We start from the raw sequence: 24,565 nt of genomic DNA on the forward strand, positions 1-24,565 counted from the left end.
GGTCGGTTGATCAGTCGATGTAGGCATCGATCAGTTCAGCGATCGACCTCGTGACCGTCGCGTCGTCGGTCAGCATGGCCGCGATCGCGCTGCGTGCCGCGCGATTGAGCGAAAGTCCGTTGGCGTGCAGCCGTGCCGCCGCGATCAAGGCCCGAGTCGACACCATCTCCGACATGCTCGGCTCGTTCAGATGTCGCACTGCTTGACCTAGTCGCACCAGTGTGGCGACGGCCTCGTCCGAGGCGCCCGACTGCTCCTTCACTATTTGGTGTTCGAGTTCCGGTGGTGCGAAGTCGAGTTCCACGGCCACAAAGCGTTGACGCGTTGAGGGCTTGAGGTCCTTGAGCAACGTCTGATATCCAGGGTTGTAGGACACGATCAGCATGAATGATTCAGGGGCATCGAGTGTTTCATTGAGTCGATCAATGAACAACTGTCGCCGATGGTCTGCAAGGGAGTGAATCACCACCGTTGCGTCGACGCGGGCTTCGACGATCTCGTCGAGATAACAGATGGCACCACCACGAACCGCCGTGGTGAGCGGTCCGTCCTGCCAGACGGTGTCCGCGCCCTCGAGCAGATAACGCCCCACCAGATCTGCGGCGAGCATGTCCTCATGGCACGACACCGTGACGAGGTCCAGTCCGAGTCGACGTGCCGCACTTTCCACCAACTTCGTCTTACCGCAGCCCGTCGGACCCTTCAGCAGCACCGGCAGACGCGCTCGCCAGGCTCCCAGCAGGATGTCCAGTTCATCCCCGACGGGATGGTAGTCGTCGACGACGCCGAGTGTGAGGTTGTGATTGTTGATCACGGGACCACGTTGGGAGGAGTGAATCGTCATACGTCCTTGCTCAGGTTAAGTAGGGCAGTTGAATCGTCGTTCGGCCGCTTAGTAGGTTTCCTCAGCCCCCGAGGTATACGTCGACCCAAGTGCGGCCGTCACCGGGGATGTCACGAGGCGAGCCGGGTTGACCACCAGTCGAAATGGGCCGTCCCGCAGCGGGATCGGGACATGGATACGGTGTTTCATGCCCGCAGATCCCATTGATCAGGTGCGACGGATAGACAGCGTGGCCGTCATTGTCGATCTGCAGGCCGATCCCGATCATCACGATGTTGTAGCTCAGGTAGCCGATGTTCGTCACCGCGGCGACGGCCAGGATCTGCAGGCCCACCTTTGCTTTGTTGGACACATTGAGGCGGTCGACCCCGCGCTCGACGACGGAATGGCCACGGTCATCTAGATAGAACCGCAGAACCATCAGCGGCGCCCAGGCAAGTCCACCCCACACCAGCGACTCATAGAGGGGGAATTGGTGCGATGTGCCTTTGAAGAGCGTCAGCCAGCTCACGGTGTTCGGATAGGCGATGATGTGCCCGTAGCACAGCACGGTCTCGATGACGAAGTCGGCGAGCAGCATAAAGCCGAGGGACCACAGGATGATGCCCAGCTTGCCGGTCTGTGGCCAGCGCCTCATTACGACCTTGCGCAGGAAACCGCAACCGATCATGCACAGCGACGCACTCCAGATGAACCCGATGCCGATCAGGATGGTCGGCTCGGGCATGAGGTTGCCATGAGGTGACACCCAGCCGGGCATGTCGGTCGTCCACGACCCGAAGTTCATCATCAGCGACGAGTACGAGAACTGCGGCGTGACGTAGTTCAGAATCGGATCCCATTGGATCAGCAGCAGGTAGGCGACTATGAGGATGGCGTCGAAGGTGACCCGCCGCTCCCGTATGCATCGCCTGCCGACGTAGATCAGAGTTCCGATGACGGCAATGATCGTCAGCACCTGGGCGCCGATGTTCCAGGCCAGATCCCTGCCCAGCTTCGGGTTGTTGGCACCGATCGGCGTAGGCGTCGCACGACCACCGAGGATCCAACTCGACGCGACGTAGATCGCCAGGGCGATGAACGCCGCACCGACCGTCGCCCAAGCGACGATCGGAACCGTGGTCCGCACCCGCGGCGTCTTCATCAGCTTGTCAGGGCCAGCACTCGCGAGCGGCCCTCTTTCCAACGTCGTCATGCGCACGCCCCTTCGTGACGAATTCAACAACGAATCCCTATCTGTGAAATGTATAACGTGTTCGACACGATGGGAAGCAAAATCTAAATTCTGATCGAAAATAAGCAAACAGACCTCCGGCGACGCCTGCGCACACGCGGCGGGACCCCGTCATCGAGGTAGGCGTCACGGGGGCCACCATCGGCGCAAGCGCTGCACCGCATTCGGTCATCCATGTCGTGAGTACCGCGGATTCGCTCATCGCGGGTAACCACGAACGGCCCGGTTGCATGTTCTCGGCTGGGCGCGTGAGCCGCGGCTGTCAGCCTCTGCTCGGTGTCGTCATGCGGGATGGTGCGGTCGGGATCGAATCGGCTCCAAACGCGCTGCGCCTATGATCGTCGACGCCAAATCCGGCTATCAGTTGTCAGCTTCCCTGCGCTCACCCCGCGGAGTCCAGCCCGTCACCGACACCGTATTGAGGTCCAGCGTTTCGCCCAGCGTCAGCGTTCCGGCCGCGGTGCCCTTGAGCCACTCGGCCATGACCTGGTCGGGCTCGCGATCCAATTCGTATATCACCAGATATCGGTGCGCAGGCGGCGGCAAAGGAGCAGGCAAGTCTTCCTCGCGCACCTTCACCTCCGAGAGGACGTAACGCTGTGCGGCTACCACTCCGGGCAGCGCGAGCACCTCGCGCACATGGCGTATGTCGTACCACTCGTTGAAGGCGTCGTCTTGGCCTTCAACGGGATTGGTCATCACAAGAAAAAGGCTCTTGGCCACCGACACAACCCCCTTGGCAGTTCCGAGGTGGACATCTCACGCACTATGGCAGCCAACTGTCACACTGTCAACGCCCACTGAAGCGCGTCAGATCAGACCGCTCGACGTAGGTGCATTCCGACAATTCAGCTTGGTAAGGGAGAAGGCGTCGTGGGTGTCCTTGGCGATTAACGCAACTGCCGCGTTCATCGCGGACTCCTCAACCGCCTGCACTCGCGATGCCATCACGCCCATCGCATCGCAGCGTATTGGCTGATGCCAGTTAACTGCCATACTCAGGCCCATCGAATACACCGCGTGATTTCGATCCGGTGCGCACCCTGTCGACCGATCCGAGGAAGGCTGACCATGCGGTTCAGCGTCGTCCTGCCCAACAGCGTCCACGTGGCCGCGCTCACCCAGCCGTGGGAGTGTGGCCTTGCCGGCAGCGACATCGCGCACGTCGCACGTACCGCCGAGAAATTGGGCTTCGCGCGCGTATTCATCCCGGAACACTTCGTGACACCCACATCGCAGGTAGAACTGTCGGGCAATCACTACTTCGATGCCACGACAGCGCAGGCCTACATCGCCGGCGCCACATCGACGATTTCGATTGGATCGATGGTCACGATTCTGCCGTTGCACAACCCCGTCATCGCGGCGAAGTCGATCGCGACGCTGGACTGGCTTTCCGGTGGCCGTGCGCAGGTGACGGTGGGGGTAGGCTGGCTCGAAGAAGAGTACGACGCCATCGGCGTCCCCTTCCGCAGACGCGGTCGGCTCACCGATGAATACCTCGCGGCGATGTTCGAAATGTGGCACAGCGACACGCCCGCCTATAACGGCGAATTCGTCAGATTCCGCGACATCGCGTTCGGCCCAAAGCCGATTCACAAGCCCCACCCACCGATCTGGATGGGCGGCGACGCCGAGGCCGTGCTCCGTCGAGCCGCCCGATTCGGAGATGGCTGGGCGCCGTGGCAGACCCGGCCCGAGGACTTCCCGGCCAAGCTCGATTACTTGAAGTCGCAGCCTGGCTACGATGGCCGTCCGTTCGCGCTTTTCTTCAGCTTGGCTTCGCTGAATATCGGCTTGGCGCACGAAATCAACGACGACCCCCATTCGCAATTCGGTCAGAACGCTCAGCAGGTCATTGACAACTGCAACATGCTCGCCGGCCTGGGCGTCACCGACACATGGGTGAATCCTCCACCGGTGGCCGACTTCAGCGCCTATCTCGATCATCTGCACTGGGTGGCCGAAGAAGTGATGCCGAAAGCAGATTGATCAAGGTTGGCAAGCCTGGCGACATGACTATCACCACGCTGGTGGTCGCCGACGTGGTCGCGAGACGGCGTGGGCTCTCGGCCCCTGATGCCGAGTGCGCGATGCCCGCCACGGTGGGGATGAGCCTGCTGGAAAGCGCTATGAGCCAGTGGCTGGCCGGAAGCGCTCGCAGTCCTTCTCGGACTTCACGTTCCGTACCGTCGATCGCGACGTCGTGACGGCCGAGGCCAACACCTGAGGCGGGATGCGGCGCCGTGGTGCGTCGCCATCGTCGTCACAGCCGCCCTTCGACGCGAAGCGCGGGATGGACCCATTCCGGCGACCGTTTCTCCTTGAACGCCGTGAAGCCCTCTCGCGCCTCGGGCCCCAGGACGCTTTGGTACATGTTGATCCGGTCGTACAGCCCCATGTAGTTGTCGAGATTGCCCTTGACCACTGCGCGCGCCTGCGGTGCGGTTCGGCAGCATTGAGCGAGTATCTCGCGCGCGGTGGTCAGCAAGTCGGCGTGAGGAACGACGCGGGAAATCATCCCCCATTCGAGCGCCTCCTCGGCCGACAGTACCCGGCCGGTGAACATCAGGTCCCGCGTGCGAACCGGTCCAATGATCCGTGCGAGCATCTGACTGTAGTAGGTATCAGCAATGCCGCGGTACAACTCCGGTATGCGAAAAGTCGCACGCTCGCTCACCACCGCCATGTCACTGCACATCGCAATCTGCAATCCGCCGCCCTGCGCCAGGCCGTTGACCGCGGATACCACCGGCTTGGGCGACTGACGCAAGGCCTCGAAAGGCGTGACGTCCATTCCCAGGGCAAAAGCCAATTCCATCCAGTTGTCCTCGGCGCGGTGCCCGAGATCGCCGCCGGGGGCGAACACGTCGCCGGTGCCCGTGATCAGCAGACCGGCCAAGTTGTCGTCTGCAGCCACTCGCGAGACTGCGTAGCGAATACCGAAATACATCGCCGCTGTCATGGCGTTGCGCGCGTGCGGACGATCCAGTGTGACTATCGCTAGCGCACCCTCGCGCTCGAACCGCAGGTACGGTGTGCCCAGCCAGTCGCCGTCCGGCGGTCGAGCCTCACCTGCGCTGATTTCCTTCGTCATGGACCGTTCTTCTGCGATTGATGACATAGGACTGTCATATTAGCAGCCAAAAGGCGTGCACATGCGCAGCAGAAGCTGCTCAATTCCAGGGATATACCGATCGGTGAATCACCATCTGACAGTCATCTGCCGCGACCCTTGGGGTGAACCCGTGGTCGCTGTCAACGGACAGTCCCGCTGAGCCCGGAGGAGCGGCCGACCCGGATGTACTCCATTCGAACCCATCCGGCACTCGACAATCGACAGTTCTCGGTGCCCTACCACCTGGTCATGTTGACTATTGGACAGCAGCACGCGGTCATCGAGGAGATCCCAGTGCTCAATTTGGCCAGAGCGCCCAAGATTTCGTCGACAACTGCGGATAACAGAGCGGCTGCACCCAGGGGTCCACGTATTGCCAGGACGAGCTGCTCCCCATGGGCCATGCCGAGCGACTCGACGCCTGTTTCCGTGCCTCCTTAGCGGAAGTGGACTCGTGGCCCTTGATACGGATATAACTATATGCCGGATTAGCGAAGGGTTAGGAGCTGAGCACTGCGCTGCTGCTCGAGATGGCAGTCTCGGGCCGGGTCGCCCATCCCGGATCGCATCGAAATCGTCGATCATCTGCGGCCACCGAGACCGGCAAGGTGCTGCGGCGCGAGATGTCCGAGGCCTGGGCGAAAACATCAGGAGTGCAACATGATTAGGGACAGGAGCCACCTGCAGAGCCAGTCCGCAACAGCCAGGTGACCGTCGCACCGGCCATCTCCAGCCAGGGCGGAGTCGGCGTGCTCGGGGCCAGGCGAGTGAGCTCGTATGACGATGAGTGGGCAGTGTGAGCGTATTGCGAGAACCTGGCACGGTTTACGCGGTGGCTTCACACCCAGCGACTAGTTGAGGAGCGACATGACCAACACCGGCCGCCGGCCACCACACGCGGCGCTGAAGATTCCGGCGGGTGACGTCACCATGGTCGCGGATGCCTATGGTGATCCGTCGGATCCGCCAGTGGTGTTGCTGCACGGTGGTGGCCAGACCAGGCATTCCTGGGGTTCGACCGCTGCCGATCTTGGCGCCAAGAACTGGTATGCCATCACGGTCGACCTGCGTGGGCATGGCGACAGCAGCTGGTCCCCGGACGGCTACTACGGGCTGGACCGGTTCGCCAACGATGTGACCCGGGTGGGCGACTTCCTCGGCCGCCCACCGGTCTATGTGGGTGCCTCGCTAGGCGGCAATTCCTCGTTGGCGGCGATCGGGGTCCGGCCCGATCTCGCGCTCGGCTTGGTCCTGGTGGATGTGTCGCCGTTCCTGCAACCAGCGGGGACGAGCCGGATCCGCGAATTCATGGTGTCGCACGCCGAGGCCGGCTTCGGCACGCTGGAGGAGGCCGCCGATGCCGTCGCGGCCTACGTTCCTCACCGACCGCGGCCGCGCAACCTCGACGGCCTGAAAAAGAACCTGCGCTTTCGGGACGGCCGGTGGTACTGGCATTGGGACCCTGCGTTTATGGCGTCGCCGAACGATCAGGCCGTGCAGCGCGATCAGCTCATTGACCCAGCCCGGCTGGGTGCGGCGGCGCGGGACCTGCGGCTGCCGACTCTGCTGGTGCGCGGCGGCGAGTCCGATGTGCTCAGCGTCGGCGACGCAGTGCGCTTCCTAGAGTTGGTGCCGCACGCCGAGTTCGCGTCGGTTGCCGGTGCGCACCACATGGTGGCCGGTGACGACAACGCGGTCTTCGAGAACGTGCTCGACGACTTCCTCGAGCGCCGGGTGCGCTCGCGGCTCAAGCTGTTCGACACTGCACGCTGACGAGGCGAATACGGCGAGGATGTGACGGCACTGCCTGCGACGGCGGCGACCAGCATTGGCAATCGGCCACGAATGCACTCATGGGCACCCGGCACATCGACTGGTACCTCTCCCCCGTGATCACTGCACTTCCGTCACGAGAAGCGGCCAGGGAGCGGGCCGTCGAGATCGCGTACGGCTACCTCGGTCTGCGCGCCCGGACCACGCTCGCAGAGACCACTCAGCTCGGAGACGAACTGATCGGGACGGCTGAGCAATGCCAGGGACGAGGCCGCAGGAAACGGCCGGCGAGCCGATGACTGAGGTTCGTGAAGCACACGCGGGCTCAAAGAATTCCCTGTAGCCCTGTCAGGGGCTTCAAGTCATGAACGCCGCCAGTCGCGCAACTCCTCGACGATCGGCTGCCAGAGCCCTTCCGAGGTGTCATATGGCGCAGCCAGGGCAACCCGGCTCAAAACGGAACCGAATCTGTCCGTCAACGCCCGCGCCACATCCGGCGGATCGGCGACAACGGCGAAGGCGTCGAGCATCTCGTCATCGATAACCTCGCCTAATTGGCTCCAGCGATCAGCCTTGATCATGGCCCGCAGCTCATCACCGATCACTTCCCAGCCGTGGGTCTGCAGGACGGGAAGGTACGCGGGGGTGGACGCGTAGAAAGCAATGCGGCTGCGCACCGCCGCATCGGCGGCCGCCCGAGCGGCCGCGGTTTCACCCGTTACGACGAACACCGCTCCACTGATCTGAAAACCATCCAGATCGTCTCGACCCGTGGCTGCCCGGCCCTCGATAAGCGCAGGCAACGTCACGGACCTGAGGTACCGCTCGGTTGTAAAGCTGTGCAGGAGAAAGCCATCGGCGACCTCCCCCGCAACACGCGACATTTTGGGGCCAACGCCTGCCAGAAGCACCGGCGGATTGCCGTGTGGGTTGGGCCCCGGATCGAAGAACGAGGTCATGAGCGTATGTCGGTAGAACTTCCCCTCATGGTCAAGTCGCTCGCCGGTTCGCCAGCTCCCCCAGATCGCCCGGATGGCCAGGACGTAGTCGCGCATCCGGTCGGCCGGAGCTGACCAGGGCATGCAGAACCGGCGGCTGATATGAGCCTTCACTTGCGAGCCCAGCCCCAGCATGAATCGACCTCGGGAGTAGAGCTGCAAGTCGTTCGCGAGCAGCGCTGTGGTCATAGGGTTGCGAGCGAACGCGACGGCGATATTGGTGCCCAGGGCAACCGTGCTTGTGTCCTGCGCGCACATCGCCAGCAGCGGAAACGGATCGTGCTTCATCTCGGGCATCCACACTCCGCGATATCCGGCCGCTTCCGCTTTCTTCGCGGCGGCCAGGGCGCCGACGTCATTCGGAGCAACCAGGTCGACGTCCATGACTCTCCTTGATCGCGGGGTGGTGTTACCGGCGGGATGCTTCCAGCGCCGCACTGGCAGATTCTAGTTGTCGACAGATTCTAGGGTGAAATGGACTCCCACCGCCTCTTGTCGCATTATCGAACTTTCGGTAGATTTTGATCCACCTAGGGAAGGAATACTCGAGATGTCGTCAGCCGATCAGGGGTTCACATGTCACCCGGGCGAGCGTTATGAGATGCCCATCGTGTTCGGGCCGACGGAGCTTCCGCAGGTATCACAGTGGGGATATCTCCGAGCGCTCGACATCACCTTCGTCACCGATCCGGTCGCGGTGCGTCCACTGGTACCGGCGGAGCTCGACCTCCCGGAGCAGCCGACGGTCGTCATCAGCAGGCGCTCATTCGACCAGGTGGACTACCTCGCAGGTCACGGCTACGAAGAGCTGTGCGTCGGTATCAGCGTGACCCACAACGGCGAGGAGGGGACGACCAGAGGGAACTTCTGGCCCGTGATGTGGGTCGACCAGATTCGGCCGGTCACCGTCGGCCGCGAGTTCACGGGTTTCGCCAAGCTGGGCGCAGACTTCAGCCCGATACGAGACGATTCCGGCGACCTATCGTGGGAAATGTCGGAGTACGGAACGGTGTTGGCGCGCGGCACAATACGCAACGCGAAGCCAGTCGACGACGTCGCGCTGGACAAGATCGCGCAGGCGGGCAGCATCGGGTACGCCTTTTGTTCTCGCTACATCCCACCTATCGTCAACAGCCCCGGTGTCGACGAGGTGACTCGTTGCCAGATGCGTTCGCAGATCACTTCCGTGCAGGTGGGTGAGGCCGAACTCGAGTTGGCCTCACCCTCGTGGAAGGATGCTCCGAACGGGGCACGCGCAATGTCAGCCTTGGCTTCTCTCCCGATACTCCAACTCCGTCGGGCCATGGTCATCGAAGGATCCTCCTCCTTCGACCGCTCGACGATCACTGCTCTGCCCCGCACGCGATCGCTGAGTAGCGCGACCACCGCTGTCGCCGCGAGCGGGCCGGCGCGTTGAAGGTCAGCCTCAGCGAGGATCAGCGAGCAGTCGAAGAACTGTTCTCCGAGTTCTTCGCAAAGACTTCGGAACCGATCGTCGTCCGGCGAGCGGAGCCGCTTGGCTTCGACTCCGAGCTGTGGTCGAAGCTGTGCGCTCTGGATGCGCCGGCGATGGGGGTCGCGGCGGAGAAAGGAGGCGGCGGAGCCACCATGGCCGACCTCGTGGTCTTGGGCGAATGCGTTGGGAGATCGGTAGCGCCCGTTCCCATCATCGAACACACGGTAGCCTTGCGCGCCCTGCCCGAGCCGTCCGCTGAACTGCTCGCCGGGGACGAGCTTGCGACGATCGCGCTGCAGTCTGCAACCGGCGGACTCGACTGGGGCCTCATTCCCGCCGGGGCGGTCGCCCGCACCGTCGTCGGCCCGTGTGACGAGGTCACGGTAGCCGTGTCTGCCGAGCCCCCCGGAGTGGCGCCGGCAAACCACGCGTGCATGCCCGTGGCCTTTCGGACCTTCGACCACAACACCGCATCGAACCTAGGCGACAAGTCGGTGTGGTCACGTGCGCTGTCGGAGTGGCAAATACTCACCGCCGCATCGCTGGTCGGCATCGCTGCGAAGAGCCTCGACACCGGAGTGGAGTACGTAAAGTCACGCGAGCAGTTCGGCCGGCCGATCGGCACGTTCCAAGCGGTACAACACGGATTGGCCGATTTGCCGGGGCTTATCGATGGCGCCCGGCTGCTCACTTTCAAAGCGGCGTGGGCCATGGACACTTCGGATTCCACCGCGCCGAGGTCCACCGATGTCGACGACAACGAGGTCAACGATCCGACATCGCTTGCTTTGATGGCCTATCTCTTCGCGACCGAAGTGGCGGCCCAGGTCACCGACCGTGTGCTGCACTACCACGGCGGGTACGGGTTTGCCAACGAGTACGACATCGGTTTGTACTACCGCCGAGCGCGCGGCTGGTCGCTCGTGCTCGGCGACCCCGCTGTTCAGTACCAGCACTTGGCAGACCGATTGTTCGGGGCAGTCTCTACCGATGACACGTCGAGAAAGCGGTAGCGGCAATGGATTTCAATCTCTCCACTGAGGCGGCGGCATTCCGTCAGGAGATCAAGGACGTCATCGCCCTCACTTACACGCCAGATCGTCGCGGTGAACACCATCGCACCGGCACATTCGCCTGCCCGGCCTTGTATCAGGAGCTCGCACGGCGAGGGCTGCTCGAACGCACCGTACCGGGGCTGGGCAAGGGTGATCCGATCGAACTCTGGATCCTCTTCAACGAGCTCGAGAAGGCGACGGTGCCCTACGACGCACTTTCTGTGATGCTGATCGTTTCCGCGATGGTTAACCGGCTAGGGTCCGAGTTCCATCGAGAACGCATCCTCTCCTCGTTGCTTTCTGCGAAATCCTATGCCTGCCTTGGCTACAGCGAGCCGGGGAGCGGAAGTGACGTGGCTTCGGTGTCGACGCGCGCGATTCGCGATGGCGACCAGTGGGTGATCAACGGATCCAAGATGTGGACGACGATGGCCCACGAAGCCGATTGGATCCTGCTGCTGACGCGCACGGACCCGACTCTGCCGAAGCACCGCGGTCTCACCATGTTCGTGCTTCCCATGGACACTCCCGGCATTTCAGTGGAACCGGTGTGGACGATCGGGTCCGAGCGCACCAACGCGACGTTCTTCGACGATGTCCGCGTGGGCGATGAGTGGGTCCTCGGAGGCGTTAACAATGGTTGGGCGGCGATGGGCGTCGGGTTGTCGTTCGAACGCGGCGTCGTCGGTGAGACAAACGGCGGTGTTGCGCTGTTGCGGCATTTTCGGCAGTGGGCCGAAGACACCGGTGCGGTGCGCGACCCCGCCATACGACAGCAGATGGCCCAGACCGCTATGGACAATGAAGTCGCGAAGCTGCTGACACAGCGGTCGGCGTGGCTGGCGGCGAGCGGTGAGTTGCCCGTAGTCGAAGGTGCGATGACCAAGCTCTTTGCGACCACGGCATATCAAAAGGCTGCCCATTGGTTCCAACAGCGCGCCGGAGCGGCGGGTCTGCTTCGGTTTGGCGAGGCTGGCGCAGCCGCGGATGGTTGGATCGAGTACGAGGGCCGCCATGCACCACTTTGCACGATCCGCGGGGGCACTACCGAGATCAACCGCAACATCGTGGCGGAGCGTCATCTTGGACTTCCGAAATGCGTCTGACTCAATTGCCTTCGACGCCTTGGCTGTTGGTCCGACGGCCCGGCCTGCAACCGAACGAGGGTAGCCATGTTTCGCCACGGTCGGCGTCCAGGCGACGGGTTGGCGAACCGGGCGCGGCCCGCGGGTTCGTCACCGCTAGCGGGCTGGCATTCGCAGGCCCGCGTCGAGCCGCACCACTTCACCGTTGAGCATCGGGTTCTGCGTGATATGCACGACGAGCTGGCCGAATTCGCTCGGCCTTCCGAAACGTTTGGGATGGGGTATTACTCGGGTCATCGCGCCGAGTGCCTCATCGGGCAGGACGCCGAGTAATGGCGTTTCGAAGAGTCCCGGCGCGATAGCCATCACGCGAATGGCGTGACTCGCCAGATCGCGGGCCAACGGCAGCGTCATCGCCGCGACGCCCCCTTTCGAGGCAGAATAGGCGACCTGGCCAATCTGCCCGTCGTAGGCGGCGATCGATGCGGTATTCACGATGACACCCCGCTCTTCGGCGTCGAGCGGGGTGGTCGTCATCCGGGCGACCGCGGACCGGATGACATTGAACGTGCCGATCAAGTTGACGCCGATCACCCTGGCGAAATCCGCCGTCGGGTGCGCGCCTTCTCTGCCGAGCACGCGACGAGAGATACCGACCCCGGCGCAATTCACGACTATCCGCAAGTCGCCGGCCGACTGCGCAAGGTCGAGTGCCGCTTCGACAGTGGATTCGTCGCACACGTCCGTTGGCGCAAACAGAACGTCCTCGCCGAGGTCGGCCGCAACCGCCCGACCCGCAGAAGACGGCAGATCGGCGATGACGACTGTCGCGCCACTGTCTCGCAACGCTGCGGCGGCTGCAAGCCCCAGGCCGGAAGCGCCCCCAGTGACCAACGCTACGGAATCGTCCATCCGCACCGCTTACCCCTTCCCGATCAACACCTACTTTCTACTAGCGAATAGAATATAAGCTTATCCTGCAACCCCCCGCAATCGTGCACGACGGGCCGGTGCCGAGCGACGCGGAAGCCGCTCCGACCCACCGCATGCGTCGACGGCGACCGGAGAAATGCGCGGTTTCTCGTATACTCGGGCGGTGACAACGAAGAGCCGGACCAGGGTGCCATTCGCGAAGTCAGCACGAACGCGGGCACGGATCCTCGATTCCGCCGCACGGGTGTTCAGCCAGAACGGATACGCCGGCACGCGCCTCACCGACATCGCGGAGGCCGCCGAGGTCAAACAAGGCAGCCTGTACTACTACTTCGACTCGAAGGACACGCTAGTCGCAGAGATGCTGCGCGTCGGACTCGAGAAGACGCACGAACACGTCGTCTCGGCCGTCGAAGCCCTGGGCCCCGAAGCCTCGGCGACCGCGCGTCTTGGCGCCGCGATTCATGCGCACGCCGAGGCCGTGATCGAGGCCGTCGACTACACGGCAGCCAATGCACGCATCCTCGGCCAGCTTCCCGACGAGCTGCGCAAGCGTCACATCCGCGTCGACCAACGGCCCTACGGCAAGCTCTGGGACGGACTCCTCAGCGACGCGCGCGACGCTGGCGAAATTCGAGACGACCTCGACCTGCAGACCCTGAGGCTCCTCATCATGGGATCGCTGAACTGGACCGTCGAATGGCCCGACCGCGCCAAGCGATCCCCTGAAAAGGTCGCCGACCTTCTCATCTCAGCACTGTTCGACGGGATCACCATCCGGGACCATGCGGTCCAGATATAGGCCGGCCCCTAGCGCATTCGTCCTGTCGGCCAGTCGTTCCGTTGGGGCCGCGATTCCGCATCCTTCGGTGAATCAGTAAACTATATAACATCTTGTAGCGCGATGCATGCGCGCCCTCGCCACGGTGCGCGTGCACCACTTTCAGCGCGCATGCTGTCGCCGGGGCGAGGGAGAAAAGCTAAGTATGGAACTGGCCGTAAAGGACGCGCGGGTGATCATCACCGGGGCGACCGCAGGCATGGGGCTGGCAACCGCGCACGTCTACGCGCAAGAGGGGGCACGACTAGCCATTCTGGCGCGCAGTCGCAGACGGCTCGAGCAGGTGGCGGCCGAACTTCGCGCCGCGGGTAGCCCGGAGGCGCTCGTGGTGCCCATTGATCTTGCTCAGGCGCAAAGCGTGCACGCGGCCTTCCGGCAGATCGAATCTTGTTGGGACACTGCCAATGTCCTGATCAACACCGTGGGCCCCGGCCTCGAACTCGTGGCTGGGTTCGATGAGCTGTCCGATGACGATTGGACGAGAGCGCTCGACCTGATTCTGCTCAGCGCTGTGCGGACGTGCCGCGCTGCGCTCCCGCTGCTGCGATCTGCCGACTGGGGGCGCATCGTCAACATCTCAGCGCATTCCGTGCAACGGCAATCACCCAGGCTGATCGCCTACACAGCCGCCAAAGCTGCATTGACCAGTATGACCAAGAACTTGTCCCAGACACTTGCCCGTGAGGGCATTCTGGTCAATACCGTTTCGCCGGGGACCTTCATGACCGAGCAGGTCAGCAACTTCATCGAGGCGATGCCTCGGGAGCCCACGGGGCCGCGCACTGCCGAGGATGTCGGCGCGCTTCTACAGCAGGTTTTCGGCGATGCTCTCGGATACGTCGGCCGCGCCGGGCGCCCCGAGGAGATCGCGCCGATGATCGCGCTGCTGGGCTCGCGACTCAACTCTTTCACCACAGGGGCAGATCTCAACGTGGATGGAGGTTCGGACTTTCGATGAGTCGCAGGGACTACCGCAACCTCCATTGCGGCTTGCCAGCTCCACCGCGAGTCACCTTCACGGTCTCCACGCCGTTGGCTAGCTGCGTGTAGTGCACACCATTGCGGATGGCATCGGTACGTCCGACGTCGAGTGAGTCCCAGATCGCCTTCACCGTTCCCTGCACCGCCAGGGGCTCGTTGGCCGCGATCTGGTGAGCGATCTCGTCGGCACGTGGCCAAAGCTCCTCACGCTCGGTGACCTCCGATACCAAGCCCATTTGCATGGCACGGCTGGCCGACATTCGCTCGTTGAGGCCCATGAGCGCGATCCGCAGCACTTCACCCAGCGGCATCCGGGCGGCGAGCCCCACAGGCTCGAGCACGGCAGCAAGCCCGTAAGTCACATGCGGATCGAAGAACGTCGCATCGTGGGAGCTGATGATGATGTCCGCCTCATTGAGCAAATAGAACGCGCCACCCGCCGCCATTCCGTGCACTGCGCAGATAACCGGCTTCCACACCTGATTAGCCTTGGGGGACAGATAACTGCTGGGATCCTCGCGGCTCCACAGATTGGGCCGGGACACCATCTCCAGCGTGTCGTCCGTGTCTACGCCCGTGCAGAAAGCGCGCTCACCAGCCGCTCGCACCACCACGGCGTGCACCTCGTCATCGAGCCGAACATGGCGCCAGACCTGCGAGAAATCCTCGCACATATGCTGATTGAAGGCGTTCAGCCGGTCGGGTCGATTGAGCGTGATGGTCGCAACGTGGCCATCCAACGCGTAGAGCAGCGTTTCCAGTTCCATCATCGTCCCTTCGAAACGGTCGGCTGACCATCGGCTCACAAGTTATGCAGTCGATATCTTGCCACCCTTTAGTTATCGAATCAGAAACAGATTCTATCCGATTGGGAGACGTCATTCGGGCGGCAGACCGTGACACCAAATGGTTCTCATTGTGGGTAGGCGCGAAAGGGATCCATCATCTCGCCCGCACGCGTCCACCCGCGGATGCCCCGCAGACTCGCCCACCTTCCGCGGTATCGCGCGTATCCGAGGCTTACGGCCGAATGGCCCTCACCTAAGAAGCCTTTCGTTATCGCGCCCAGGGCATCTCGGGATCGGCGACCATCACCAGCGCCTGGTAACCACGCTTGCCCAACTCCTCGGCAATCGCGGCGTAGGCTGCCGCAGTCCACCCCGCAGGAGAACGCACCATGAGGCCGTCTGCGAGATCGAGGTGATCGATATCGAAGACCAAGCCGGCCAATCCACGCGCCGTACCCGTATAGGGCAGCCCCTCGCCCATCGCATTAGTCCCGTTGTCCATCCGCCGGCATGCCGCGGCGTTGTCGACTTCGATGCATACGTTGACCGCCAACAGAATCGGACGTTGCCGATGTCCGCGCGCACACCGCGCCGCGCGCTCCTCAACGACTCGCTTCTTGGCTTGCCGCAGGTCGCTGGCCGCCACGAGTGTGGCTGGACTCACGAAAATTCGATCCTCGGGCCCCCGCAGCGAACTGCGCCCGCTCTGCGCCGGGTTCGCGATCGCCGCGCGCTCGTCCTCAGAGACCACGAGCGCTACCCGGAAAGGACGAGCAGCACGCGCAACAGTAGAGCTGCTCGCTGAACTCACGACTGACGAAGTCATCGGATGGACCCTTCGACGAAGTTCAGGTGCCAACGCAGGCTTCGATGTCCGGTCCGCTTGCCTCACCACCTAGCTGCAGCAGAATCTACTCTGCTATAGAAAATTTTTCAATGGCAGGCTCTCAGAGGTCAAGGACCGTAACAATTCAGGTCGCGGTGGCGCCCGGATGCTGACCGCCGGCGATCCCAGGCGCGTACACCCCACGGGCCGTGGTAGGTGTCTGCCAACGCGGCGGTGACCTACGCCGATAACCCTGTCCGGTCGGCGAGCTCACGCACCATGGCCATCCGGGCATGCGACACGACATCATGGCCGCCGGCCGAGACTTTCACCCGCGATGGATGCCACCGCGACATTCTTCACCTGCGAAGTGCCTTATCGTCAGGATCTTTGAACCGTAGAGCAGTGCAATTATCCCTTGCAGGACGGGCACTTTCGCTTGTCTACACCCCCGGGCACCTACACCGATCCAGGAAAATTCGAGTGAGCAGGACCGCGTCCGCTGGTTTGAATGGTCGTGGGCCCTTCCTTTGAGAATGGATAGGGCGGTGGTGCAACACGACTCGCGGTCACACCACCGCCCCACCGCGTCCTTTTCTCGCGCTGGCAGGCGCGGCTGGGTCAGCGCCCGAGATAAACGTCGACCCAAGTCCGTCCGTTGCCCGGCACGTCGCTCGGCGATGCCGGCTTGCCGCCCGTAGGTATCGACATACCGGTCCCCGGAGTGGTGCACTTGTTCTGCGGGCCGCACAGCGAGTTGGTCAGGTGCGACGGGTAGACCGCCGAGGCATCATTGTCGTTTTGCAGGCTGATGCCGATCATGACGATGTTGTAGCTCACGTAGCAGATGTTGGTCACCGCGCCCAGCGCGAGAATCTGCAGGAGGACCTTCGTCTTGTAGGACACGTTGAGGCGATCAACGCCGCGCTCCACGACCGAGTGACCACGGTCGTCCAGGTAGAACCGGAGCACCATGAGGGGCGCCCACCCGAGCCCTCCCCATACGAGCGCTTCGTAGATTGGGAACTGATGAGATGTCCCCTGCCACAACGTCAGCCAACCCACGGTGTTGAAGTAGGCGATGTTGTGACCGAAGCACAGAACGCTCTCGATGAGGATGTCCATGACAGCCATGAAGCCGACCGACCACAGGATGATGCCGAGCTTGCCGGTCTCCGGCCACCGCCTCATCACGACTTTGCGCAGGAATCCGCACCCGAGCATGCACAGCGCTGCACTCCACATGAACCCGATGCCGATCGCGGCGGTCGGCTCAGGCATCAGGTTGGCCCCCGGCGACACCCAGCCCGGCACGTCGGTCGTCCACGAGCCGAAGTTGATCATCAATGAGGTGTAGGAGAACGTCGGCACCACGTAGTTGAGCACCGGATCCCATTGGACGAGCATCACATAGGCGATCATGAGCATCAGATCGAAAGTGACGCGCCGTTCCCTGATGCATCTGCGGATCACGAAGAAGAGCGCGATGCCGACGGCGACGAGGGCTGCCACCTGAGCGCCGATATTGAACGCGATCTCGCCGCTCGTCGGCTCGTCCTTGCCGAGCGGGGTGGGTGTGGCGCGACCGCCGAAGATCCAACTCGCCGCAATATATGCCGCAAGCACCATGAACAAAGCGCCGATCGTCGCCCACACAAGGATGGGGGTTGACGTCCGCACCCGCGGCGCTTTCTTGAGTCTGTCCATGCCGCTGAGCTGCGGCTCGACATCCAATGTGGCCACGAGCACCTCCCCTGTGATTAGTTAAACAAATAACTCTTAATGTGAAATGTAACGCAGAGCAAACCCGATTGGAAGCCAGAATCGAAGCGTGAACCGAAAAGCGGCAGGCATCTGCGGACTGCGCTGGCCCGATCTCGGGCACGTCGCCGGCCCGAGGGCGGCGCGCAGGACGCGCGCGGGCGCAACCTGATTGAAAAAAACACCGCCAGCGGCTTGCGGCTGTGTGCGGGCATGTTCGCCGAACGTGTTGACGCGGGCGAGCCAATTCGCAAGAGCTGCGGATCCCGGCGGCGTTCGACGCGGTCTCGGATAAGTCAAGTTGCTCCGCGTCAACAACGGCCAATCGAGTGGCGACGCTGTCGTCCCTCCGCTTGCCTCACCACCTAGCTACAGCTAGAATCTACTCGTCTATAGAAAATAGCAATGGCAGGCTCCCCGAGGTCGAGGATCGTAACAATGCAGGTCGCTGTCCAGCACGAGCTCATCGAGCGCTTCCGCAAGCTCGCTGAGGCGAAGTCCACACAACTGAGCGATGGCCCGCGGATGTTGCCCGCCGGCGAGTACACATCGAGCGAACAGCTGGAGCAGGAACGCGAAATCCTGTTCAGGCGTCACCCGGTGGTGGTAGCGCTCACTGCAGACGTTCCGCATTCCGGGGCCGTCTTGGCGACGCATATCGATGGTGTGCCGCTGCTGGTGACTCGCGCCAAAGACGGGCGCGCCAGGGTATTCATCAATGCGTGCCGGCATCGGGGTGCGCCGGTCGTCGAGCCCGGCTGCCGTAGAACGGGTGCGCGAAATCTGAGCTGCCCGTTCCATGCGTGGTTGTACGCGCTGGACGGCAAGCTGATGCGCAGACCGATAGCCCAGGATTACTTCAACGGTGAGTCGTCCAATCTGACGGAGGTCTCCTCCGACGAGGCGCACGGTCTGATTCTGGCTCGGCTCGACGGCGCCCCCGTGGACGCCAACGCCTACCTAGGTCGGTTGAGCGAGGATCTGGACAGTTTTGGGCTGGCCAACTTCCATCACGTCGAGACACGCAAGGCAATTCAAGACTGCAACTGGAAGATGATCATCGACACCTTCCTCGAGACATATCACGTCTTCTCGCTGCACAACTCCTCGATATCGCGGCTCTACCACTCGCACCCCCAGCTGTTCGACGCCTTCGACCAGCACTGCCGCAGCATCGGCGTCCGAAAATCGATTGATGATATCGGCGAGGACCAGAGCACCTGGCAGTTTCCGCCGCATGCCACGATTCACTACGCCGTCTTTCCCAATACTCTCGTCGTGCATCAGCTCGACCATTTCGAGGTATGGCGGATCTTCCCTCACGACACGCCGGGCAGCTCGGTGGTGGAAACGAGCATCTATGCACCGGAACCGCCCAATGACGACACGATCAAGAAGTGGATTCTCAATCTCGACATCCTGATGCAAGTCACCGGTCAGGAAGACTTTCCGATGTGTAAGAAGATCCAGTCGGGGTTGAACAGCGGTAGTGTCGATTCGCTGGTGTTCGGCCAGAACGAACTGGGGTTGATCCATTTCCACGAACAGATTGCCGAAGCCTTGTGCAAAGTGAATTCTGGTTCGAGCCGCTGACGCCCGTCAGCTTCTTGCGTCGCGCCGCCACCATCTACGGCGACAACACGGCCGTCGTCGACGGTGAACGCACGTTCAGCTATCGCGAGCTGCTCGACCGCAGTACGCGGCTGGCCGGGGCGCTCATCGACCTCGCCGGCGGAAAAGCCGTGGCGATTCTTGCGCCGAACAGCCACGCGTTGCTCGAAGCGCACTACGGCGTGCCGTGGTCCGGCTCACCTTTGCTCACGCTCAACATCCGGCTGTCTGCGCCTGAGCTCGCCTGGATCATCGACCATGCGGAAGCGGCCGTCCTCATCTACGACAGTTCACTGTCGACACTGGCTCACGCAGTATCGGACATCGTCGACTCGCGGATGAAACTGGTGTGTTGCGGCGGGGAGAATGACGAATACGAACAGCTGCTCGCCGAGGCGGAGCCTCGAATCCAGCCGATCACGGACGAGAACGCCTTGCTCTCGCTCAACTACACCAGTGGCACAACCGGCAAGCCCAAGGGCGTCATGTATCACCACCGCGGGGCATACCTGCAGTCTGTCGCGATGGCCACGCAGATGCGCCTGGAGAACAAATCGAAGATGCTGTGGACATTGCCGATGTTCCACTGCCATGGGTGGTGCTTCACATGGGCCGTCACCGCTGCGGGCGGGGCCCACATCTGCTTGCGATCGGTCGATCACACCGAAATTTGGCGCCTGATCGACGACGAGGGGGTCACTCATCTCAATGGCGCGCCCGTGGTCCTGAACTCGATCGCGTACGGCGATGCGGCCCATGGGCTCGTCCCTCCGCGCAATCTACTCATCGGTACCGGTGGAGCACCCCCGACGCCCACCATCCTGGCGCGACTCGCCGCGCTCAACATGGACGTCGTGCACCTTTACGGTCTCACCGAAACCTATGGGCCGGTCGTCATCTGCGAGTGGCAGCGATCGTGGGATTCATACGACGCACCGCGGCGCGCGCGACTCAAAGCCCGGCAGGGGGTGTGCAACATCGTCTCGCAACCCGTCCGGGTCCTTGATGCGAATGGTGATGACGTACCGAAGGACGGGCGAACCATGGGCGAGGTCGCCATCCGCGGAAACAATGTGATGGCGGGCTATTTCAAAGACCCCGGGGCGACTGAAGCTGCCGTGCCCGACGGGTGGTTCCGCACCGGAGATCTCGGCGTACTCCACGAAGACGGTTATCTCGAACTTCGCGATCGCAGCAAGGACATCATCATATCCGGCGGCGAGAACATCTCCTCGATCGAAGTGGAAAACGCTATCGCCTCGCACGAGTCGGTGCTCGAGGTCGCCGTCGTCGCCGTGCCCGACGATCGTTGGGGCGAAGTTCCGGTTGCACACATCACCCTGCATCCGGGAGCAACCGCGGACCAGGCCGACATCGAAAGACACGTCCGAGAGCAACTCGGTGGGTTCAAGGTGCCCAAGCGAATAGTGTTCGAGGCGCTGCCGAAGACTGGCACCGGCAAGGTGCAGAAATTCGCACTGCGAGAACAGTGGCGTCAGAAGCTGCAGTCGCCTGATTTAACAGTCTAATTGGCTACCGGCACCGGCGGGCTCGTCACCGGCGCCATGTGCTGTGCCGCCACGATCGAAAAGTAGGGAGCGTCCATGCCCAACGACCTCATCTCACGGCGCGACGTCGAATTCTTGCTCTACGAGTGGCTGGGTGTGGACGAGCTGCCGAAGCGTGAGCGCTACTCCGACCACAGCAGGGAGACATTCGACGGGGTCCTCGACCTCTGCGAGCAACTCGCCGAGAAGTACTTCGCACCGCACAACAAGCTCAATGACACCAGGGAACCGACCTTTGATGGACGTCACGTCCACGTCAACCCCGAGGTGAAGCGAGCGCTCGATGCATTCGCGGCCGCCGACCTCATCGGCATGAGCATGGATTACGAACTCGGCGGCGCGCAGTTACCGGTCACCGTGGCAAGCGCCGGCTTCGCCTGGTTTCACGCCGCCAATGTCAGTACCGCAGCCTATCTAATGCTCACCATGGCCAATGCGAACTTGCTGGCCACATATGGGAGCACGCGTGACCACGAGCTCTTCGTCAAACCTATGCTCGCCGGCCGGTTTTCGGGCACCATGTGTCTGTCCGAGCCGCAAGCTGGGTCGTCGCTCGCCGACGTCAGCACCCGCGCCGAACCCACCGATGATGGCCATTACCGACTTTTCGGCAGCAAGATGTGGATTTCGGGCGGTGAGCACGAGATGACCGAGAACATCGTGCATCTGGTCCTCGCGCGCATCGCCGGGTCGCCGGCGGGGGTGAAAGGGCTTTCCTTGTTCATCGTGCCCAAGTTCCTGGTCGATGATAATGCCGCGATCGGAGAACGAAACGACGTCTCCCTTGGTGGACTCAATCACAAGATGGGATACCGCGGCACAACGAACACCGTCCTGAACTTCGGTGAGGGTGCCCATCGCCCGTTGGGTTCAGCAGGTGCGGTGGGGTACCTGGTTGGCCGACCCAACGCCGGTATCTCTTACATGTTCCACATGATGAACGAGGCTCGGCTTGGCGTCGGCATCGGCGCCGTTGCACTGGGGTACACCGGCTACCTCAAGTCCGTGCGATACGCAAGTGAGCGGTTGCAGGGCCGCGTTCCGGCCCGCAAATCCGCGGAGGACAAGCCCGTGCCGATCATCGAGCATGCCGACGTCAGGCGAATGCTGCTAGCTCAAAAAGCCTATGTCGAGGGCGCTTTGGCCCTCGCGTTGTATTGCGGATACTTGATCGACACCCGCGCCAGCAGTGAGGACAACAAAGAGGCTGAAGAAGCGGCGCTGCTGCTGGACGTGCTGACCCCGATTGCCAAGAGCTGGCCCTCGCAATGGTGCGTTGCGGCCAACGATCTCGCGATCCAGGTACACGGAGGTTACGGATATACCCGCGACTACGACGTGGAGCAGCACTACCGCGATAACCGCTTGAATCCGATCCATGAGGGCACACACGGCATTCAGAGCCTCGACCTGCTCGGCCGCAAAGTGACTCAGCACGACGGCGCAAGCCTGGCCTTGGTGTCCGACCGTATCGGTAAGGCGATTGACGGTGCGACCGCGCTGGGCGGGGAGCTCGGGCACCTCGCCGATCAGCTGGCTCAGCGGTGGGTCCGTCTCGTCGAAATAACGACGAAACTGGTCGGCGAATCCGATCGCGAACTGGCGCTGGCCAACAGCGCGATCTATCTCGAGGCGTTCGGCCACTTGGTGATTGCGTGGATGTGGCTCGAGCTGTTGATCATCAGCGCGCCGAAGAACACTGACTTTCACGCTGGCAAGGTGCAGGCCGGCAGGTTCTTCTTCCGTTACGAACTGCCCCGCGTCGATCCCCAGCTCAATCTGCTCGAAACCCTCGACAGCACGACCGTCGACATGAAGGCGGAATGGTTCTAAACGGCGTCCGGTCGAGCTGCTCGAAACCCTCGACAGCACGACCGTCGACATGAAGGCGGAATGGTTCTAAACGGCGTCCGGTCGACATTTCGCCGGCGAAAGCTGGCCTGGGCGCGCGTCACCGGTAAGAGGGCACTCGCTCCTGGGTCATTCGACGGCGCGCGCCGCTGAGACGGGCCGGTAGGCGGGCTCAATCGCCACGCCGAACGAGCGCGCCGCGAAGGCCAGCATGTGGTAGTGCCCAACCACCATCGGCACCTCGATCAGCTGCTCCTGGTCGTAGTGCGCCGCCAGGACCGACCATGTCGATGCGGAGATCTCGCACTCATCGTGGAGTTCGTCGGCGCTTCTCAGCAGCGCCGACTCCAGTTGCGTCCAGCCGTCGGCGTCGGCGCCGGCGCGGACCCGGTCGACCTCCTCGGAGGTCAACCCGGCATCCGCGGCAAACACCAGGTGATGGGCCCATTCGTAGGCGGCCCCGCAGCGATCGGCGGTCCGCAGGATCAGCAATTCCCGGTCACGGGCCGACAACTTCCCGCTGAGCAGGCCTCCGCACAGCGGCAGCCAGCGCCGAAACAGCCGCTGGTGTCGCACCAGGGTAGTGAACAGATTGAGGTCACGACCCGGCCCGACTTTATCGAGCAGCTCGTTCGTCGCGTTATCGCGCTCCTCGAGCGGGAGCGGCGCGATGCGGACTTCGGAGCCGTCTTCTCCTGCCGAGCCCACGCCCTCAGGCATGCGCCGGGACGGCAACGGGTGGGAAAGCACGCTCCGTGTCGATGCCCTTCAGGCGCGGCAGCACCTGCTCTGCAAACAATTTCTGATTGGCCGCACCGATTTCGGGGCTCATTCCCGCGAAGGACAGTACCGAAGTCATCCCGACGCCGTCGATGCGACGAACATGGTCGGTCAACTGTTCCACCACCTCGTCCGGAGTGCCATAGACCTGCAATTCGGCGAGGAATTTCACGAAGCTATCCGCCCCGTGCTTTTCGATGTTGGCGGCGAACTTGCCGTAATACTCGTAACCGGGAACCTTCGCTAGGCCGGGATTGCTGAACTCGTACCAATCGAACGTCGATTTCGCGTACCGATAGTGATATTGCTCGTGCAGCTCCTGTGCCGCGGACGAGGACTCGTGCACGATCACAAAGGACATCAGCAGCGGTTTAGGCGGCTCGTAACCATTCAACTCGACGAACCGCTCGTTGTACTTCTTGACGTCGGCAACCGTTACATCCCACGGCTTTTGGGCGATCACCATGATACCCGCACCGAGTTCAGCGACGATGTCCATCGATTCAGGCGACACCGAAGATGCGTATGTGCGGTTGCGCAGCGGAGCCAGCGGCTGGGGTCGAAGTTGCACGGGCGGCTGCTTCCAGAGTTCACCGTCCGACTCGATGACTCCCGTGTCGAAGGCGTTGAGGATGCCCTGTGCATACTCCTGGAAACGCTGGCGCGACTCCCCCATGTTCAGCCGGAAGCCCTCGAATTCGTGACGGCCCAGGCCGCGGCCGATGCCGAGCAACAGACGACCGTTCGACAGGTGGTCAAGCACCGAGAGCTCCTCAGCGACCCGCAGCGGCTCATGCCACGGAAGCACCACCACCGAAGGTCCCAGCCGGACGTGCTTAGTCTTGGCCGCCAGATAAGTCAACAGCTGCAACGTGTTTGGCGACACGTCGTAGCCACCGAAGTGGTGCTCGGCGATCCACAACGACTCGAAGCCCAGCGGCTCGGCCTGTTCTGCCAGCGCTATCTCATGCTTGTAAAGCGCCGAGTCGGAACGATCCTCGTCGGGATTCTGAAAGAAGACACTCTTGCCAACATGCATGTGCTTGACCTATCTGAAGTCCG

22 protein-coding genes are annotated in these 24,565 nt (G+C 62.5%); 11 read left to right on the plus strand and 11 right to left on the minus strand.

Going from position 1 to position 24,565, the window contains the following annotated elements:
- Window positions 1-10: 10 nt before the first annotated feature.
- The 3 genes from G6N37_RS14925 to G6N37_RS14935 all read right to left on the minus strand — a co-directional run bounded on the left by G6N37_RS14925 (window position 11) and on the right by G6N37_RS14935 (window position 2,801).
- Window positions 11-811, minus strand: coding sequence for a CbbQ/NirQ/NorQ/GpvN family protein (locus G6N37_RS14925; RefSeq protein ID WP_067923969.1), 801 nt, complete (start codon window positions 809-811; stop codon window positions 11-13).
- Window positions 812-905: 94 nt separating this feature from the next.
- Window positions 906-2,039: a spirocyclase AveC family protein gene (locus tag G6N37_RS14930; RefSeq protein ID WP_082962733.1), complete on the minus strand. Its 1,134-nt coding sequence runs from the start codon at window positions 2,037-2,039 to the stop codon at window positions 906-908.
- 399 nt (window positions 2,040-2,438) lie between these two features.
- Window positions 2,439-2,801, minus strand: a complete 363-nt coding sequence (locus tag G6N37_RS14935; protein WP_068057263.1) for a DUF4286 family protein — start codon at window positions 2,799-2,801, stop codon at window positions 2,439-2,441.
- A gap of 348 nt (window positions 2,802-3,149) precedes the next feature.
- Here G6N37_RS14935 and G6N37_RS14940 point away from each other — a divergent pair, with 348 nt between their 5' ends.
- Complete coding sequence (locus tag G6N37_RS14940; RefSeq protein WP_068057237.1) at window positions 3,150-4,070, plus strand: TIGR03619 family F420-dependent LLM class oxidoreductase; 921 nt, start codon at window positions 3,150-3,152, stop codon at window positions 4,068-4,070.
- Window positions 4,071-4,093: 23 nt separating this feature from the next.
- Entirely contained in the window at window positions 4,094-4,288 is a 195-nt protein-coding gene (locus tag G6N37_RS26635) for an acyl-CoA-like ligand-binding transcription factor (protein ID WP_158243996.1), read from the plus strand.
- Window positions 4,289-4,344: 56 nt separating this feature from the next.
- Here G6N37_RS26635 and G6N37_RS14950 read toward each other — a convergent pair whose 3' ends face one another.
- Complete coding sequence (locus tag G6N37_RS14950) at window positions 4,345-5,175, minus strand: enoyl-CoA hydratase/isomerase family protein (protein WP_174813835.1); 831 nt, start codon at window positions 5,173-5,175, stop codon at window positions 4,345-4,347.
- 888 nt (window positions 5,176-6,063) lie between these two features.
- Between G6N37_RS14950 and G6N37_RS14955 the strand changes: the two genes are divergently transcribed.
- Window positions 6,064-6,969, plus strand: coding sequence for an alpha/beta fold hydrolase (locus tag G6N37_RS14955; protein ID WP_067923854.1), 906 nt, complete (start codon window positions 6,064-6,066; stop codon window positions 6,967-6,969).
- Window positions 6,970-7,331: 362 nt separating this feature from the next.
- Here the strand turns inward: G6N37_RS14955 and G6N37_RS14960 are convergent, their stop codons facing one another.
- Window positions 7,332-8,351 carry a TIGR03617 family F420-dependent LLM class oxidoreductase gene (locus G6N37_RS14960; RefSeq protein WP_068057233.1) on the minus strand — a complete coding sequence of 340 codons (1,020 nt, stop codon included), beginning with the start codon at window positions 8,349-8,351 and terminating at the stop codon, window positions 7,332-7,334.
- 85 nt (window positions 8,352-8,436) lie between these two features.
- Between G6N37_RS14960 and G6N37_RS14965 the strand changes: the two genes are divergently transcribed.
- The 3 genes from G6N37_RS14965 to G6N37_RS14975 are packed head-to-tail and all read left to right on the plus strand — an operon-like array spanning window position 8,437 to window position 11,584.
- Entirely contained in the window at window positions 8,437-9,384 is a 948-nt protein-coding gene (locus G6N37_RS14965) for an acetoacetate decarboxylase family protein (protein ID WP_142393486.1), read from the plus strand.
- Window positions 9,381-10,436 carry an acyl-CoA dehydrogenase family protein gene (locus G6N37_RS14970; RefSeq protein ID WP_068057232.1) on the plus strand — a complete coding sequence of 352 codons (1,056 nt, stop codon included), beginning with the start codon at window positions 9,381-9,383 and terminating at the stop codon, window positions 10,434-10,436. Before G6N37_RS14965 ends, G6N37_RS14970 begins: the two co-directional genes overlap by 4 nt.
- A gap of 5 nt (window positions 10,437-10,441) precedes the next feature.
- The gene (locus G6N37_RS14975; protein WP_068057230.1) at window positions 10,442-11,584 is read left to right on the plus strand and encodes an acyl-CoA dehydrogenase family protein; all 1,143 of its coding nucleotides are present in this window, start codon (window positions 10,442-10,444) and stop codon (window positions 11,582-11,584) included.
- Between the two features lie 135 nt (window positions 11,585-11,719).
- Here the strand turns inward: G6N37_RS14975 and G6N37_RS14980 are convergent, their stop codons facing one another.
- Window positions 11,720-12,481, minus strand: a complete 762-nt coding sequence (locus G6N37_RS14980) for an SDR family NAD(P)-dependent oxidoreductase (RefSeq protein WP_174813836.1) — start codon at window positions 12,479-12,481, stop codon at window positions 11,720-11,722.
- Window positions 12,482-12,632: 151 nt separating this feature from the next.
- Here G6N37_RS14980 and G6N37_RS14985 point away from each other — a divergent pair, with 151 nt between their 5' ends.
- Complete coding sequence (locus G6N37_RS14985; RefSeq protein WP_082962731.1) at window positions 12,633-13,298, plus strand: TetR/AcrR family transcriptional regulator; 666 nt, start codon at window positions 12,633-12,635, stop codon at window positions 13,296-13,298.
- A 184-nt stretch (window positions 13,299-13,482) separates the two neighbouring features.
- Complete coding sequence (locus tag G6N37_RS14990; protein WP_068057225.1) at window positions 13,483-14,295, plus strand: SDR family NAD(P)-dependent oxidoreductase; 813 nt, start codon at window positions 13,483-13,485, stop codon at window positions 14,293-14,295.
- 10 nt (window positions 14,296-14,305) lie between these two features.
- Here the strand turns inward: G6N37_RS14990 and G6N37_RS14995 are convergent, their stop codons facing one another.
- The 3 genes from G6N37_RS14995 to G6N37_RS15005 form a co-directional block, all read right to left on the minus strand.
- Window positions 14,306-15,085, minus strand: coding sequence for an enoyl-CoA hydratase/isomerase family protein (locus tag G6N37_RS14995; RefSeq protein ID WP_102420102.1), 780 nt, complete (start codon window positions 15,083-15,085; stop codon window positions 14,306-14,308).
- A 289-nt stretch (window positions 15,086-15,374) separates the two neighbouring features.
- A complete protein-coding gene (locus G6N37_RS15000) occupies window positions 15,375-15,857 on the minus strand; it encodes a hypothetical protein (protein WP_102419660.1) in 483 nt (160 codons plus the stop codon).
- A 696-nt stretch (window positions 15,858-16,553) separates the two neighbouring features.
- Window positions 16,554-17,675 carry a spirocyclase AveC family protein gene (locus G6N37_RS15005; protein ID WP_163681525.1) on the minus strand — a complete coding sequence of 374 codons (1,122 nt, stop codon included), beginning with the start codon at window positions 17,673-17,675 and terminating at the stop codon, window positions 16,554-16,556.
- Between the two features lie 456 nt (window positions 17,676-18,131).
- Here G6N37_RS15005 and G6N37_RS15010 point away from each other — a divergent pair, with 456 nt between their 5' ends.
- The 3 genes from G6N37_RS15010 (at window position 18,132) to G6N37_RS15020 (ending at window position 22,705) form a co-directional block, all read left to right on the plus strand.
- Complete coding sequence (locus G6N37_RS15010; protein ID WP_163681527.1) at window positions 18,132-19,286, plus strand: aromatic ring-hydroxylating oxygenase subunit alpha; 1,155 nt, start codon at window positions 18,132-18,134, stop codon at window positions 19,284-19,286.
- Window positions 19,256-20,833 (plus strand): AMP-binding protein, encoded by a 1,578-nt coding sequence (locus tag G6N37_RS15015; RefSeq protein ID WP_068057217.1) that lies wholly within the window; start codon window positions 19,256-19,258, stop codon window positions 20,831-20,833. Before G6N37_RS15010 ends, G6N37_RS15015 begins: the two co-directional genes overlap by 31 nt.
- 75 nt (window positions 20,834-20,908) lie before the next feature.
- Window positions 20,909-22,705, plus strand: a complete 1,797-nt coding sequence (locus G6N37_RS15020) for an acyl-CoA dehydrogenase (protein WP_102419659.1) — start codon at window positions 20,909-20,911, stop codon at window positions 22,703-22,705.
- Between the two features lie 147 nt (window positions 22,706-22,852).
- Here the strand turns inward: G6N37_RS15020 and G6N37_RS15025 are convergent, their stop codons facing one another.
- Both G6N37_RS15025 and G6N37_RS15030 read right to left on the minus strand, forming a co-directional pair.
- A complete protein-coding gene (locus G6N37_RS15025) occupies window positions 22,853-23,443 on the minus strand; it encodes a carboxymuconolactone decarboxylase family protein (RefSeq protein WP_068052728.1) in 591 nt (196 codons plus the stop codon).
- Window positions 23,436-24,542, minus strand: coding sequence for an LLM class flavin-dependent oxidoreductase (locus G6N37_RS15030; protein WP_068052709.1), 1,107 nt, complete (start codon window positions 24,540-24,542; stop codon window positions 23,436-23,438). Before G6N37_RS15030 ends, G6N37_RS15025 begins: the two co-directional genes overlap by 8 nt.
- Between the last annotated feature and the right edge of the window lie 23 nt (window positions 24,543-24,565).

Origin of the sequence: Mycobacterium seoulense (assembly GCF_010731595.1) — a bacterium.
Lineage (GTDB): Bacteria > Actinomycetota > Actinomycetes > Mycobacteriales > Mycobacteriaceae > Mycobacterium > Mycobacterium seoulense.

Coding starts and splice junctions, on each gene's coding strand:
- G6N37_RS14990 (WP_068057225.1), top strand. CDS start 13,483: ATGGAACTGGCCGTAAAGGACGCGCGGGTGATCATCACCGGGGCGACC.
- G6N37_RS15010 (WP_163681527.1), top strand. CDS start 18,132: ATGCAGGTCGCTGTCCAGCACGAGCTCATCGAGCGCTTCCGCAAGCTC.
- G6N37_RS14955 (WP_067923854.1), top strand. CDS start 6,064: ATGACCAACACCGGCCGCCGGCCACCACACGCGGCGCTGAAGATTCCG.
- G6N37_RS14940 (WP_068057237.1), top strand. CDS start 3,150: ATGCGGTTCAGCGTCGTCCTGCCCAACAGCGTCCACGTGGCCGCGCTC.
- G6N37_RS14930 (WP_082962733.1), bottom strand. CDS start 2,039: ATGACGACGTTGGAAAGAGGGCCGCTCGCGAGTGCTGGCCCTGACAAG.
- G6N37_RS14985 (WP_082962731.1), top strand. CDS start 12,633: ATGCGCGGTTTCTCGTATACTCGGGCGGTGACAACGAAGAGCCGGACC.
- G6N37_RS15020 (WP_102419659.1), top strand. CDS start 20,909: ATGCCCAACGACCTCATCTCACGGCGCGACGTCGAATTCTTGCTCTAC.
- G6N37_RS15030 (WP_068052709.1), bottom strand. CDS start 24,542: ATGCATGTTGGCAAGAGTGTCTTCTTTCAGAATCCCGACGAGGATCGT.
- G6N37_RS14950 (WP_174813835.1), bottom strand. CDS start 5,175: ATGACGAAGGAAATCAGCGCAGGTGAGGCTCGACCGCCGGACGGCGAC.
- G6N37_RS14995 (WP_102420102.1), bottom strand. CDS start 15,085: ATGGAACTGGAAACGCTGCTCTACGCGTTGGATGGCCACGTTGCGACC.
- G6N37_RS26635 (WP_158243996.1), top strand. CDS start 4,094: ATGACTATCACCACGCTGGTGGTCGCCGACGTGGTCGCGAGACGGCGT.
- G6N37_RS14975 (WP_068057230.1), top strand. CDS start 10,442: ATGGATTTCAATCTCTCCACTGAGGCGGCGGCATTCCGTCAGGAGATC.
- G6N37_RS14960 (WP_068057233.1), bottom strand. CDS start 8,351: ATGGACGTCGACCTGGTTGCTCCGAATGACGTCGGCGCCCTGGCCGCC.
- G6N37_RS15025 (WP_068052728.1), bottom strand. CDS start 23,443: ATGCCTGAGGGCGTGGGCTCGGCAGGAGAAGACGGCTCCGAAGTCCGC.